General features: G+C 60.8%; 8 protein-coding genes. 5 read left to right on the top strand and 3 right to left on the bottom strand.

Features of this window, described 5'->3' with window-relative positions:
• Positions 1–3 precede the first annotated feature (3 nt).
• Positions 4–2,631 (top strand): DNA mismatch repair protein MutS, encoded by a 2,628-nt coding sequence (gene mutS / locus B9Z34_RS09025; protein ID WP_108427794.1) that lies wholly within the window; start codon positions 4–6, stop codon positions 2,629–2,631.
• An 11-nt stretch (positions 2,632–2,642) separates the two neighbouring features.
• The gene (locus B9Z34_RS09020; RefSeq protein WP_108427793.1) at positions 2,643–3,470 is read left to right on the top strand and encodes a proteasome-type protease; all 828 of its coding nucleotides are present in this window, start codon (positions 2,643–2,645) and stop codon (positions 3,468–3,470) included.
• Positions 3,471–3,583: 113 nt separating this feature from the next.
• On the opposite strand, the gene B9Z34_RS09015 is transcribed toward B9Z34_RS09020, so the two are convergent.
• Positions 3,584–7,003, bottom strand: coding sequence for a DUF2126 domain-containing protein (locus tag B9Z34_RS09015; RefSeq protein WP_108427792.1), 3,420 nt, complete (start codon positions 7,001–7,003; stop codon positions 3,584–3,586).
• A gap of 304 nt (positions 7,004–7,307) precedes the next feature.
• On the opposite strand from B9Z34_RS09015, the gene B9Z34_RS09010 reads away from it, so the two are divergent.
• Together B9Z34_RS09010 and B9Z34_RS09005 are read left to right on the top strand one after the other, a co-directional pair.
• On the top strand, positions 7,308–8,759 hold the full coding sequence (locus B9Z34_RS09010) for a circularly permuted type 2 ATP-grasp protein (RefSeq protein ID WP_108427791.1): 1,452 nt from the start codon (positions 7,308–7,310) through the stop codon (positions 8,757–8,759).
• A gap of 11 nt (positions 8,760–8,770) precedes the next feature.
• Complete coding sequence (locus tag B9Z34_RS09005; protein ID WP_108427790.1) at positions 8,771–9,748, top strand: alpha-E domain-containing protein; 978 nt, start codon at positions 8,771–8,773, stop codon at positions 9,746–9,748.
• A gap of 34 nt (positions 9,749–9,782) precedes the next feature.
• Here the strand turns inward: B9Z34_RS09005 and B9Z34_RS09000 are convergent, their stop codons facing one another.
• Complete coding sequence (locus tag B9Z34_RS09000) at positions 9,783–10,682, bottom strand: transglutaminase family protein (protein WP_108427789.1); 900 nt, start codon at positions 10,680–10,682, stop codon at positions 9,783–9,785.
• Between the two features lie 16 nt (positions 10,683–10,698).
• Positions 10,699–13,350: a circularly permuted type 2 ATP-grasp protein gene (locus B9Z34_RS08995; protein ID WP_108427788.1), complete on the bottom strand. Its 2,652-nt coding sequence runs from the start codon at positions 13,348–13,350 to the stop codon at positions 10,699–10,701.
• 203 nt (positions 13,351–13,553) lie between these two features.
• On the opposite strand from B9Z34_RS08995, the gene B9Z34_RS08990 reads away from it, so the two are divergent.
• Positions 13,554–14,363 (top strand): alpha/beta fold hydrolase, encoded by an 810-nt coding sequence (locus tag B9Z34_RS08990; RefSeq protein ID WP_108427787.1) that lies wholly within the window; start codon positions 13,554–13,556, stop codon positions 14,361–14,363.
• The last annotated feature ends 405 nt before the right edge of the window (positions 14,364–14,768 follow it).

The raw sequence follows: 14,768 nt of genomic DNA, 5'->3' as shown, positions 1-14,768 counted from the left end.
GCCATGTCAGCGCTCGACCTGAGTGCCCACACCCCCATGATGGCCCAGTACCTGGCCATCAAGGCGGAATTTCCTGACACCCTGGTGTTCTACCGCATGGGCGACTTTTACGAGTTGTTCTTTGCCGACGCCGAAAAAGCCGCTGGCCTGCTCGACATCACCTTGACGCGACGCGGCCAGTCCGCTGGCCAACCCGTGGTCATGGCGGGCGTGCCCTTCCATTCGGTCGAAACGTATTTGGCCCGGCTGATCAAGCTGGGCGAATCGGTGGCCCTGTGCGAGCAGGTGGGCGATGTGGCCACAGCCAAAGGCCCGGTCGAGCGCAAAGTGGTGCGCGTGGTCACCCCCGGAACGCTCACGGACACTGAACTTCTGCCCGACAAGAGCGAAGCCATTTTGTTGGCCGTGCACCAGGCCCCCAAAAACCGCTGCGGTCTGGCCTGGCTGAGCGTCACGCAAGGCGTGGTGCACCTGGCCGAATGCGCACAGGACGAACTGGCCGACTGGATCGACCGCATCGGCTCCAGCGAACTGCTGGCCAGCGCGGGCATGACGCCTACGTTTGAGCAAAAACTGCGCGCACTCAAGACCACCGGTCGCGGCAGCTGGGCCCTGGCCCTGCGGCCTGATTTTCAGTTTGACGCAGGCCTGGGCCAACGCAAACTGCTCGAACAACTGCAAGCTGCGTCGCTCGCCGCCTGGAGCGCGGACGCCTTGGCCGACGCGCACGCCGCCGCTGCCGCCTTGCTGACGTACGCCGAACACACCCAGGGCCGCAGCCTGCCGCATGTGCAACGCGTGCAGGTGCAGCGCTCGGACGCGCTCATTGACCTGCCCGCCAGCACCCGCCGCAATCTGGAGTTGACACAAACGTTGCGTGGTGAAGATTCGCCCACGCTGTTCTCGCTGCTGGACACCTGCATGACCGGCATGGGCAGCCGCTTGCTGCGCAACTGGCTGCTCAGCCCGCCGCGAGATCGTCAGACGGCGATCGACCGCCTGCACGCCCAATCCGTGTTGCGCGGCGACAGCGGCGCAGGCCCTTGGAGCAGCCTGCGTGAACAGCTCAAAGGCGCCAGCGACGTGGAGCGCATCACCGCCCGCACTGCGCTGCGCCAGGTGCGCCCGCGCGAGTTGGTGGCCCTGCGCCATGCGCTGGCGCGTGCGGCTTCGCTGTCCACGCAACTGCAAGCCCTGAACCCCGAGCCCGGCAGCTTGCTGGCCGGCATGACCCGCTGGCTCACACCGCCCACAAACTGCGCCGAGCTGCTGCAAATGGCCCTGCTCGAAGAGCCCGCCGCGCTGGTGCGCGATGGTGGCGTGATCGCCGACGGTCTGGACGCCGAGCTGGACGAGTTGCGCGGCATTCAGACCAACTGCGACGCCTTCTTGCTCGACCTGGAAACCCGCGAAAAAGAACGCACAGGCATCGCCAACCTGCGGGTGCAGTTCAATAAGGTGCACGGCTTTTACATCGAAGTCACACAAGGCCAGCTCGACAAGGTGCCCGACGACTACCGCCGTCGCCAGACCCTGAAAAACGCCGAGCGCTTCATCACCCCCGAGCTCAAAACCTTTGAAGACAAGGCCCTGTCGGCGCAAGAACGCGCCTTGGCCCGCGAAAAGTGGCTGTATGAAGGCCTGCTCGACCAGCTGCAGCCTTTTGTGCCTGCGCTCACCGCACTGGCCCAAGCCATGGCCAGCCTGGACGTGCTGTGCGCCCTGACCGAGCGCTCGCTCACCCTGAATTGGTGCGCGCCCGAGTTCACCAAAGAGCCGTGCATCGAAATACGCCAAGGCCGCCACCCGGTGGTCGAGGCGCGGCTGGCTGAAATGTCTGGTGCCAGCTTCATCGCCAACGATACGGTACTCGGCCCGCGCCAGCGCTTGCAGATCATCACTGGCCCCAACATGGGCGGCAAATCGACCTACATGCGCCAGGTGGCACTGATCGTGCTTTTGGCCAGCATCGGCAGCCATGTGCCCGCCAGCCGCTGCCGACTCGGCCCCATCGACGCCATCCACACCCGGATCGGCGCGGCCGACGATCTGGCCAACGCCCAATCGACCTTCATGCTGGAGATGACCGAAGCCGCGCAAATCCTGCACAGCGCCACACCGCACAGCCTGGTGCTGATGGACGAGATCGGCCGCGGCACCTCGACGTTTGACGGCCTGGCCTTGGCCAGCGGCATCGCCACACACCTGCACAACAAAACGCAAGCCTTTGCGCTGTTTGCCACACACTACTTTGAGCTGACCGAATTTCCGGCCACACACACCGCCGCGGTGAACATGCATGTGAGCGCGGCCGAATCGGGCGCGTCCATCGTGTTTTTGCACGAGTTGCAGCCTGGCCCCGCCAGCAAAAGCTATGGCGTGCAGGTGGCGCGCCTGGCAGGCATGCCTGCGGGGGTGCTCAACCACGCCCGCCACGCGCTCAGCGCCCTGGAAGCCGGGGCCAGCGAAAGCCGCCAGCAAGTCGACCTGTTTGCTGCCCCGCCCGAGGCCGAAGCCACAGGCCCATCCCCTGTGGAAGCGGCGCTGGCCCAAATCAACCCCGATGCCCTGAGCCCGCGCGAAGCGCTCGACGCCCTGTATGCCTTGCAGCGCCTGCTGCCCAAAAGTTAAAGAGCCCCCACATGACTTATTGCGTTGCCGTCAAAACCCGCGCAGGTTTGGTGTTCCTGTCCGATTCACGCACCAATGCGGGGCTCGACCAGATCAGCACCTTCCGCAAAATGATCGTCTATGAAAAAGCGGGCGACCGCTTCATGACGCTGCTGTCGGCGGGCAACCTGAGCATTTCGCAATCGGTGCGCGAAGTGCTGCAGATCGAAAAACTGGTCGAACCCGGCCAGGACGAACCCCTGACCATCTGGAACGCCAAGAGCATGTTCGACGCCTGCCGCGTGCTGGGCGCAGCCGTGCGCCGTGTCTACGAGCGCGATGCCGCTGCACTGCGCGCCTCAGGGGTGGAGTTCAACGTGTCGATGATTTTTGGCGGCCAAATTGGCAACGAAGGCATGCGCCTGTTCCAGGTCTACTCGCCCGGCAACTTCATCGAAGCAACCGACGAAACACCCTACTTCCAGATCGGCGAATCCAAATACGGCAAGCCCGTGCTCGACCGCGTCATCACCCCCAACACTCCGCTGGACGAAGCCGCCAAATGCGCCCTGGTGTCGATGGACTCCACCCTCAAATCCAACTTGTCGGTCGGCCTGCCGCTGGACATGGTGGTGTACCAAGCGGGCAGCTTGCAGACCGACCGCATCATGTGCATCGACGAGCACAACCCGTACTTTCAGATGTTGCGCAGCAGCTGGGGTGACAAGCTGCGCCAGATGTTCGACAGCATCGAAGACCCCATGTGGAATGGCGGCGCAACCGACATCCCGCTCATGGTGCCCGCGCTGCGCAATGCCCTGCTCAAAAAAATCACCACACCCGACGAGAAGCTGATTTGAGTTGACGACGATTTGAAACGCTCGTTCACTGCGGGCGAATGCGGTCAAACCATGTCCACTTTCGTCCGCACGGGCAAGCTCTGCAAAAGAGACCCCGGGCTGTTTCAAAAGCGTCAAACCCGCCTCAAATCCAGGGTGTGCGGAAACTCCAGGCTGGCATGCAAGCCAGCGTTCGGCCCCAGTGTCGCCAAATGGTGCATCGCACCTGGGGTATGCCCCATACGGAAGAAACGAGCCAGACGACGGCTTTCGGCCTCATAGGCATTCACCGGGAAGCTGTCGTAGCTGCGACCACCGGGGTGGACGACGTGGTACTGACAACCACCGAGAGACCGCTTCATCCAAGTGTCCACCAGGTCCAGCGTGAGCGGTGCATGCACACCGATGCTCGGGTGCAGCGACGAAGGCGGATTCCAGGCCTTGTAGCGCACGCTGGCCACGTATTCGCCCACCACGCCCGTAGGTTGCAGGGGCAACGGCTTGCCATTCACGGTCACGGTATGGCGCGAAGAATTCATGCCCGTCACATGCACCTCGATGCGTTCCAATGACGAGTCCACGTAACGGGCGGTACCACCTGCGCCGCTTTCTTCACCCATGACGTGCCAGGGCTCCAGCGCGTTGCGCAAGGTCACCACCACGCCGTCGACCTGGACTTGACCCACCAGCGGAAAACGGAATTCGAAATGCGGTGCGAACCAGCTTGGGTCAAAGTGGAAACCCGCATCACCCAGTTCGGTCAGCACGTCGTCAAAGTCCTTGTGGATCCAGTGCGGCAGCATGAAGCGGTCGTGCAGCTCGGTGCCCCAGCGCGTCACGGGTGCTGAATAGGGTTCGTCCCAGAAACGGGCCACCAGCGCACGCAGCAGCAACTGCTGCACGATGCTCATGCGGGCATGCGGCGGCATCTCGAAAGCGCGTAACTCCAACAGACCCAAACGCCCGGTGCTGCTGTCAGGCGAGTACATCTTGTCGATACAAAACTCGCTGCGGTGGGTGTTGCCCGTCACGTCAATCAGGATGTTGCGCAGCGTGCGGTCAACCAGCCACGGCGGCATATCGACGCCGTACTTCTGGCGGTTGCGCGTGATCTCCCGCAGCGCGATCTCCAGCTCATAAACCTGGTCGTTGCGCGCCTCGTCCACACGCGGGGCCTGGCTGGTCGGGCCGATGAACATGCCGCTGAACAAATAGCTCAGGCTCGGGTGGTTGTGCCAATACAGAATCAGGCTGGCCAGCAGCTCGGGGCGGCGCAAGAACGGGCTGTCGGCGGGTGTGGCCCCGCCCATCACCATGTGGTTGCCACCGCCTGTGCCCGTGTGGCGGCCATCGGTCATGAACTTCTCGGCCGACAAGCGCGTCTCGAAAGCGGCTTGGTACAAAAACTCGGTGTGCTCGACCAGCTCGGTCCAGTTGTGGGCCGGGTGGATGTTGACTTCAATCACACCCGGGTCGGGCGTGACTTGCAAAAGTTTGAGACGCGGGTCGCGGGGTGGTGGGTAGCCTTCGAGCACGATCTTGATGCCCAGCTGGCGCGCGGTGGCCTCGACAGCATTCACGAGCGCCAGGTAGTCTTCGAGGCGGTCGAGGGGCGGCATGAAGACATACAGCACCCCGGATTTTTCGCCTTTTTTCTCAGCGTCGGATTCGGCTTTGGGCCCATTGGCCCGGCTGGGGTCGCGCACTTCCACGCACAAGGCGGTACGCACCACCGACGGGTCAGACGTGAAGCGCGACACGGGCTGAGCGGGCACGGTGACCGAGCCATGGGCTGCGCTGGCCCCCGCATGGGCTGTCATGCCCTGTGGGCGTGTTTGCAGCAGCTTGGGCGAGGTGGGCAAGGCGGCGCGAGGGGCGAAGAGGTCCTGCTCGATCTGGTGCCAGCGGTCGGTAGGCGCGGCCCAGGGCAGCGAGTCCAGCGGCAGACGCCAGCCCATGGGCGAGTCGCCGGGCATCAGGTACATGCGTTCGTCGCGCAAAAACCAGCGCCCGGTCTGCCAGGCCGAGAGGGCCGGGTCCCCCGTCTCCATCGCTTGCAGTGGCAGCACATAGCCCACGGCCTGGTCCAGACCCTGGCTGAAGACGCGGCGCAGGCGGTTGCGCTCCATCTCGTCGTCCAGCCGTGCGTCAAACGGGTCCACGTTCACAGGCAATCGGCGTTCGCGCCAAAGGTAGTACCAGGTGTCCTCAAACCCGGGCAGCACGGTGTCTGCGGGCAGACCCAGCTGCTGTGTGAGGGTTTGCATGAAGCGCTGGGCGTCAGCGCTGGTGTAGTGGCTGGGTTCGCGTTCGTCGGCAAACACCGCCGGGTCTTGCCAGCAGGGCGTGCCATCGGCACGCCAATAGATGCTGAGCGCCCAGCGTGGCAGCTGCTCGCCCGGGTACCACTTGCCCTGGCCAAAATGCAAAAAGCCGCCCTGGCCGTATTGCTGGCGCAGCTTGTGCACCAGCTCGGTGGCCAGGCCGCGTTTGGTGGGGCCCAGGGCGTCGGTGTTCCATTCGGCGCCATCGCGGTCTTGGGTGGACACAAAGGTGGGCTCGCCGCCCATGGTCAAGCGCACATCTTCGGCGACCAGCTGGGCATCGACCTGTTCGCCCAATTTCAGAACATCGGCCCATTGTTCATCGGAGTAGGGTTTGGTCACGCGAGGCGATTCGTGGATGCGGGTGACCTTCATCTCGTGGCTGAACTCGACCTCGGCCTTGTCCATCAATCCTTCGATGGGGGCGGCACCCGAAGGTTGCGGTGTGCAAGCCAGCGGGATGTGGCCTTCACCGGCCAGCAGGCCCGAGGTCGGGTCCAGCCCGATCCAGCCTGCACCAGGCAAGTACACCTCGCACCAGGCGTGCAGGTCTGTGAAGTCGACCTCGGTGCCACTCGGGCCGTCGAGCGATTTCACATCGGGCGCCAGCTGGATCAGATAACCCGAGACGAAGCGGGCCGCGATGTTCATGTGGCGAAACAGCTGAACCAAAAGCCAGGCCGAGTCCCGGCAGGAGCCGCTTTTCAGGGTCAGTGTTTGTTCAGGCGTTTGTACACCCGGCTCCATCCGAATGGTGTAGCGGATATCTTGGTGCAGGCGCTGGTTGATCTGGACGAGGAAGTCGATGGTGCGCTGGCGCTTGCGGTCCAGGCTGCACAGGTATTTTTTGAATTGGGGTGTCTTGTGGTCCTTGACCAAGTAGGACTGCAATTCCTCTTTCACCAGGTCTGCGTACCTGAAGGGCACTTCCTCGGCCGAGGGTTCCAGAAAAAAATCAAAGGGGTTGAACACCGCCATCTCGGTGACCACATCCACCGTGACCTTGAAGGCGGTGGTTTTTTTCGGGAAAACCAAGCGTGCCTGGTAATTGGCAAAAGCGTCCTGCTGCCAGTTGATGAAGTGTTCTTCGGGTTCGACCTTGAGGCTGTAGCTCAGGATGCGGCCGCGGCTGTGTGGGGCCGGGCGCAGGCGGACCACCTGCGGGCCCAATTGCACAGGTCGATCGTAGGTGTAGTGGGTGACGTGGTGCAGGGCAACGTGGATGGACATATCTCTGGCAGCGCAACAGGGGCTACATGCATGACAAATGCAGCTTGGGCCTGTGCAACTAGCAAGACACGCGCCAATCACCGACGCCAGGCTCAAAGCGCCAGACGAGTGCCAGGCCGCACTTCTTTGGTGCCAATCGCGACATGGCACCGTCAATGTGCACGATCTAGCCCAATTTTGGGTGCGACACGGCTATGACCGCTGACCGCAGAGAGTCGGACGGCATACCCGTTCAGATCTGCTGGATTCAGGCAAGCCAGCATAGGTATACATCTTGCTAATACTGATCCAGGAGTGAAGAGCCATGCGCCAATTCGACGAAATGTACAGCCGCCTGCCCACACCAGGCCATGCAGGAGAAGTCCGCCAACACTATGAAGCCTACGCCCGTTGGTTGAACACACAGGCCCCTCAGACCATGACGGCAAGGCGTGAAGAAGCCGAGATGATTTTTCGCCGCGTCGGCATCACTTTTGCGGTTTATGGCGACAAAGACGAAGATGGCTCAGGCACCGAGCGCCTCATCCCGTTTGATCTGATCCCCCGGGTGATCGCCGCCCAAGAATGGAAAAGCATGGAAACGGGTCTGGTGCAACGCGTCACGGCCCTCAACCGCTTCATCCACGATGTGTACCACGACCAAGACATCCTCAAGGCCGGAGTGATCCCCCGCGAGCAGATCGAAAACAACGCTCAATTTCGCCCCGAAATGGCGGGCGTGGATGTGCCCAACCACATCTATTCCCACATCAGTGGCATCGACATCGTACGCGCCCCGGACAGTGCGGGAAACGGTGAGTACTACGTGCTCGAGGACAACTTGCGCGTGCCCAGCGGCGTGAGCTACATGCTCGAAGACCGCAAGATGATGATGCGGCTGTTCCCCGAGTTGTTCAGCCAGCACCGCGTGGCCCCGGTAGCGCATTACCCCGACCTGCTTCTGGAGACCCTTCGCGCCAGCAGCCCGGCCACCACAGCCGAGCCCACGGTGGTGGTGCTCACCCCCGGCATGTACAACAGCGCTTATTTCGAGCACGCATTTTTGGCGCAGCAAATGGGCGTGGAGTTGGTCGAAGGGCAAGACCTGTTTGTCAAAGACAAGTTCGTCTACATGCGCACCACGCGAGGCCCCAAGCGGGTGGATGTGATCTACCGCCGGGTGGACGACGACTTTTTGGACCCCAACGTGTTCCGCCCCACCTCGACGCTGGGCTGCGCGGGCCTGATGGAGGCCTATAAGGCGGGGCATGTCGCGATTTGCAACGCGGTGGGCACAGGTGTGGCGGACGACAAGTCGATCTACCCCTACGTGCCCGACATGATCAAGTTCTATCTGGGCGAGGAACCCATCCTCAAAAACGTGCCCACTTTTCAGTGCCGCAAGCCCGACGACCTGCAGTACACCCTGGCCAACCTGAAAGATCTGGTGGTCAAGGAGGTTCACGGCGCAGGCGGCTACGGCATGCTGGTCGGTCCGGCCTCCACCAAAGAAGAGATCGAACGCTTCCGTGGTGCACTGCTGGCCAACCCCGAGGGTTACATCGCGCAGCCGACGCTCAGCCTGTCCAGTTGCCCCACCTTTGTGGACAGCGGCATCGCGCCACGCCACATCGACCTGCGGCCATTTGTGCTGAGTGGTCGCACCGTGCAGATGGTGCCCGGCGGCCTCACGCGCGTAGCGCTCAAAAAAGGCTCATTAGTGGTCAACAGCAGCCAAGGCGGTGGCACCAAAGACACCTGGATTTTGCAGGACTGAGGAGAACACACATGCTTTCAAGAACCGCCGACCACCTGTTCTGGATGTCCCGCTACATGGAGCGGGCAGAGAACACCGCCCGTATGCTCAATGTGAGCTACGAGACTTCGCTGTTGCCCCAATCGGCTGCGGCGGTCGAGGCGGGCTGGGAAGGTATTTTGTCCATCAGCGAGTTGCTGCCCTCTTACCTGGCGCTGTACAAAACCATCACCCCTAAAGATGTCATGTCCTTCATGGTGAAAGACGTGGACAACCCCTCCTCCATCATTTCCTGCCTGCGTGCAGCTCGTGAAAACGCGCGTGCCGTGCGCGGCACGCTGACCACCGAAGTTTGGGAAACCCAAAATCAAACTTGGCTGGAGGTGAACCGCATGCTCAAAAACGGTGAGCTGGAAGGTGATCCAGGTCAATTTTTTGAATGGGTGAAGTTCCGCTCTCACCTGTCACGCGGCGTGACCGTGGGCACCATGCTGATGGACGAGTCGCTTCACTTCATGCGGATGGGTACGTTTCTGGAACGCGCCGACAACACAGCGCGGCTGGTTGACGTGAAATTCCACGCCATGCAAAACGATTTTTTTGGTGCGCCCCAATACGGCACATCAGAGACCGAGAGTTCTCAGGAATACGATTTTTACCATTGGAGCGCCATTTTGCGTAGCGTCAGTGGATTTGAGGTGTACCGCAAGGTCTACCGCGATGTGATCCGCCCTGAGCGCGTGGCCGAATTATTGATCTTGCGGCCCGACATGCCGCGTTCTTTGCACGCCAGCCTGAACGAAGTGGTCTCCAACTTGAAACTGGTCTCGCATGATGTGGACAGCGACACGCTGCGCCATGCTGGTCGGCTGCGCTCAGAACTGGCTTTCGGCCGCATTGACGAAATCCTGGCAACGGGCCTGCACGCTTACTTGACCCAGTTCCTTGAGCGTGTGAATGTTCTGGGCGGGCGCATCAGCCGTGAATTTTTGATGCCTCAATCCTCTTGAGGACAAGGTTTTCAGGCCTTCGGCCAGCACCCATCTAGGCATCCAGGGGCACGACAGTCACCGCCACTTCGAGGGTGTGCGAACCGCCGCCTTGCAAGACGCCGCGCAGTGGCGAAACATCGGCAAAGTCACGGCCAACGGCCAACCGCACATAGTCCTCCCCCGGACTGGCCAGGCCAGTACGGTCATTAGTCGGGTCCAGATCCAGCCAACCTTGGCAAACGTGCCCGGCCAGCTCGGGCAAATAAACCGAAGCCCAGGCATGTGAAGCGTCACTCCCCTGCAGCCTTGGCTGACCCGCAGGCGGTTCGGTCAACAGATAACCACTCACATAACGCGCTGGCAATCCCAATGAACGCAAGCAAGCCAACAGGATGTGTGCAAAATCCTGGCAAACACCGCGTTTGTTTTGCAAAGCTTCCAGAGCAGGGGTGTTGATGTCGGTGCTTGCCGTTTCGTAACGGAAATCGCGGTACATGCGCGTTGTCAATTCTTGCGCGGCCTGCATCAGAGGGCGGCCGGGCGTGAAACTGCTTTGCGCGTAGGCTCGGAACGCTTCATGCACGGGCGCATGGTGTGAGCCAAATACAAATTGGCTGTGCACATCGCCAGCTTGCCCTGCCCGGTAACGGAAACGTTCGCGCACCGACTCCCAGCTTTGCACCGATGTGCACGGCTCCACGCTCATGGTGTCCAGTTCACTGTGCGCCCGAACCATGAGGCTACCGTGTGGGTTCGTGAAGGCCCAATACGTCCGATGATTGAAAAAAGCATCCACATTATGGTGCACTGCAGCTTCAGGTTCGATGTGCATCCCATGGCTGATGACCTGTTGACAAGGCGTATTGGCAGGTTGCAGATGCGCCACGTGCTGTGCGGTTTGTACCGAAGGGTTATAGCGGTAGCGGGTTTCGTGGGTGATGGCCAAGCGCATAGGTTAGAGGGCCCAGTCAGGCGCCAACGCTGTAGCGGGCTTCGCCGCTGTGGGTGAAGAACAGGCCGCAAAGTTGGTCAGAAACATCTCGGGCAGCGGTTTGACACTGGACCAGAGCGGCATGCAAAGGCAATGTCTTACCGGGTTGAGCCCCAGTGTTCTCCCAAGGCCACAGCGACTCAGGCGTCATTTCAACGAGTTGCGGCACCAGCTCAGCCAAAGACAAGGTGGCGCCATCGGCCAATTGGCCCATGCGCAGCAAGCGCGCGCGCAAGGTGTGGGCAACCCAGCCCAAAGAACGTGGATTGTCAGAATTGGTTACCAGCAAATCCATCATAGCTTGGGGCGTGCGGCTTTGCTGATACTGCGCATGGAAACTGATGGTGCTGTCAAACAGCTCGAGTACAGCATCAAAGCCGGCTTGCTCACCGATCAAACCCAACTGCACGGCTTCTGATAGAGCGCTGGACAAGAACTGCATGCGCTCGATATGCCGCCCAATAGAGAGCAAACGCCAACCGTCATCTCGGCTCATGCGGTCTGTTTGCGCACCAGTCAAAGCGGCCAGCCTTTGACTGGTTTCGGCCAGAAGGCTTTGCACCGACAGCGTATCGGGTGTGGCACTCGACCCATCCGAATTGAAAAAGCGTGACTCGGCTTGTTCGAGCAAACGCCAATGCTCGGGGGAAAGGCGTTCGCGCACCGAAGCAGCGGCCAGTCGCACAGCGCGCAAATTGAAACCGACGCTGGTGGCCAGCTTTGAGTCCCACAGGCCTGCAACAAGCGAGCGCTCAAACACCCGGTGTGCCTGAGATGCTGGCGGCACCCCTGCTCGCACCAGACCGTGCCGATTGGCCAGGCGGGTTATGAAATCGAGCAGACCAGGCTGATGCTGGTTTTCGCTGCCCAAAATTTCCAGACTCAGGCGAACCAGACCCAAAGTATTTTCTGTCCGCTCGGTGTAGCGCCCCATCCAGAACAGGTTCTCAGCGGCGCGACTGGTGACCAAGCGTTGACGTTGCGACAGACCAGCCAATACCGCGCTTTGAGGCTTTGATGGCTCGGGCTCACAGGCTGTCTTGCCGCGTTCGGCGCCAACACTTTGCACCCACACGTCGGCGCTGCTGCCACCGCGCTGCATCGAGGCAATGCCTTCGCGAGTCCCCAGACGAGCCAAGCCCCCAGGCAAGACTTGCCAACCACCCCGGGCATCTGCCACGGCAAATACACGCAGCACCAAGGGGCGAGATTGAATGCCAGGCACACCATCGGCATCGGTCTGCCATGTCGGTTGGTGCGACAAGGGCAGCCACGACTGGAGCGTGTAAGCATCCGGGTCGCGCAAGATGCGAGCCGCCCATTCATCTTGTGCCTGCGGGGTAAGCGTGTGACCCTGAACGGGCTCAAAGCTTTGGCGGTCGGTGTTGTGGGGGTAGGTGGGTTTGATGACACAGCTGCAGATGCGGGGCAACACGTCTTGCAGCGCAGCGGCTTCTCCACACCACCAGCTCGGTATAGCGGGCAATTGCAGCTCTTCGCCCAGCAGATCACGCGCCAATGTGGGCATGAAACCCAGCAGCGCACTTGACTCCAGAAAGCCCGAACCCGGGGTGTTGGCCACCAGAACATGGCCACTGCGCACAGCTTGCAACAAACCAGGTACGCCCAGCGTAGAGTCTGCGCGCATTTCCAGGGGGTCCAACCAGTCATCATCGACACGCTTGAGCAAGCCGTGCACAGGTTGCAAGCCTTGCAAGGTTTTCAAATAAAGCTTTTGGTCACGGACGGTCAGGTCATTGCCTTGTACCAGGCTCAAACCCAAATAGCGCGCCAAGTAGGCATGCTCGAAATAGGTTTCGTTGTAAGGACCGGGCGTCAGCAAGGCGATATGGGCGCGATCTCCGGCGGGACTGCGAGCCTTGATGCCATCAATCAGCGTGCTGTAGGTTTCGGCCAGCCGCTGCACAGAAAATGCCTCGAAGGCTTGCGGAAAAAGACGCGACACAATCTGCCGGTTTTCGAGCAGATAACCCAAGCCTGAAGGCGCTTGAGTGCGCTGCGACAACAGCCACCAGCCACCGTCAGGCCCGCGCGCCAAGTCGAATGCAGCCAAAGACAGGTAGCGCCCACCCACAGGCAACACACCCTGCATGGCAGGCAGGTAAGCGGGATGGCCCTGCACCAAAGCGGCAGGCAGCTGGCCGCTGAGCACCAAACTCTGCGGACCATAGGCGTCGGCCATGATGCGTTCGAGCAGTTGCATGCGCTGCATCACCCCGACTTCAATTCTCTGCCAATCCTTGTGTCCCAGCATGAGCGGGAACAGATCGAGCGACCAAGGTCTTTGCGGCTGGTCAGCAGAGGCATACACGTTGTAGGTGACGCCGTTGTCGCACACCTGTCGCTGGAGGTTGGCCATACGGCTGTTCAAGTCTGACAGTCGGCCTGTGGTTTCTGCCGCGAGAGGGTCAATGAAGGTTTGCCATGCCTCGCTGAGCGAGCTGGTGGTCATGTTGGAGTCGGCAGGTATCTGCGCGATGGCTTGGGGTGCGACTTCGCCTCGCAACTCATCCCAATGCCCGACAGGCGCACGCTCTTGTTCCAGCGCCAGCCAGTTCATGGCTTCGACTTCAAATGCACTGAGCTTTTGGAGCGAGGTGTCGTTCATCAGACCATTGTCGCTGGATTTTGACCTTTTTCACGTGTATTAAGATGCCGACACGACTGCGCCAAGACCACAAAAAGTGAGCTGACAATAGGCCCATGCCTGCGCAATTGGACTTGTCGTCGCTGGTCGATGATGCGACACATCCAATACATGGCAGCGGGGTCAACCTGCCTCCCATCTCTTACTCACTCTGTTTTTAAAGCATGACCCCACGCATCATCTTCTCGCACGGCAACAGCTTTCCGGCCAGCACCTACCGGGTCATGCTCGACAACCTGCGCCAGCGCGGCTTTCAAGTCGATGCGGTCGAGATGTATGGCCATGATCCGAAATACCCGGTCACCAACAACTGGCCGCATCTGGTGGAGCAACTGGCCGACTTTGCACGCGACAAACAAGGCGATGGCGAACCCGCTTTCCTCGTTGGCCACTCGCTGGGCGGCATCCTGAGTTTGATGTGTGCAGCCCGTCACCCCGATCTGGCGCGGGGTGTGGTGCTGATCGACTCGCCCGTGCTGGGCGGCTGGCGGGCCACCACCCTGGGCCTGGCCAAACGCACGGCTTTGGTCGGCTCCCTGTCACCAGGGCGCATCAGCCAAAAGCGCCGGAATCACTGGCCCAGTGCACAAGCCGCGCTGGAGAGCTTTCAACACAAAAAATCCTTTGCGCGTTGGGACCCACAGGTTCTGCAGGATTACATTGCCTACGGCACCCGCGACGAGGGAGGCCAACGCGTGCTCAGCTTTGACCGCGACATCGAAACCGCCATCTACAACAGCCTGCCCCACAAACTCGACAGCCTGCTCAAGCGCAAACCACTCAAATGCCCCGCCGCCTTCATCGGCGGCACACACTCGGCCGAAATGCGGCAAGCGGGTGCCGAATTGACGCACAAGGTGGTCAAAGGCCGCATCATGATGCTCGACGGCTCACACCTCTTCCCCATGGAAAAACCCCTGGCCACGGCGGCGGCGATCGAAGCCAGTCTGCGCAACATCGGCGCTGATCTGTAGGTCGGCGGCTTTAGCCCCGACATGAACGTTGAAACGAATTCAAGTCGGGGCTAAAGCCACCGACCTTGTATGATTTTTCTCAATGCCTTTGGATGTGTTTTCCTCTGAAACATATTCAAGACATGGCCGAGGGGCACCTCGGTCTGAGCGCTTGGATGCCGCCTCCGACCTTGGGCTTGACCGCCCGTGACGTAGATTCCTTGCACCAAGCGCTCACCCTCGTTCCACGATCGGACAGTATCTTTGGCCCGCCCCTGGCGTGAGCCCGCATTCACAAGGTTGATCTTTCGAGTTTTTATGCACACACACTTTCTTGGCATCGACATCGCCAAATCAAAGTTCGATTGCGCTTTGCTGCGCCCTGACGGCAAAGTTCGCAATAAAGTTTTATCCAATAACGCTCAA

The organism is Limnohabitans sp. Hippo3 (assembly GCF_003063665.1).
Taxonomy (GTDB): domain Bacteria; phylum Pseudomonadota; class Gammaproteobacteria; order Burkholderiales; family Burkholderiaceae_C; genus Limnohabitans_A.
This window is presented reverse-complemented; position numbering and strand designations above follow the sequence as displayed.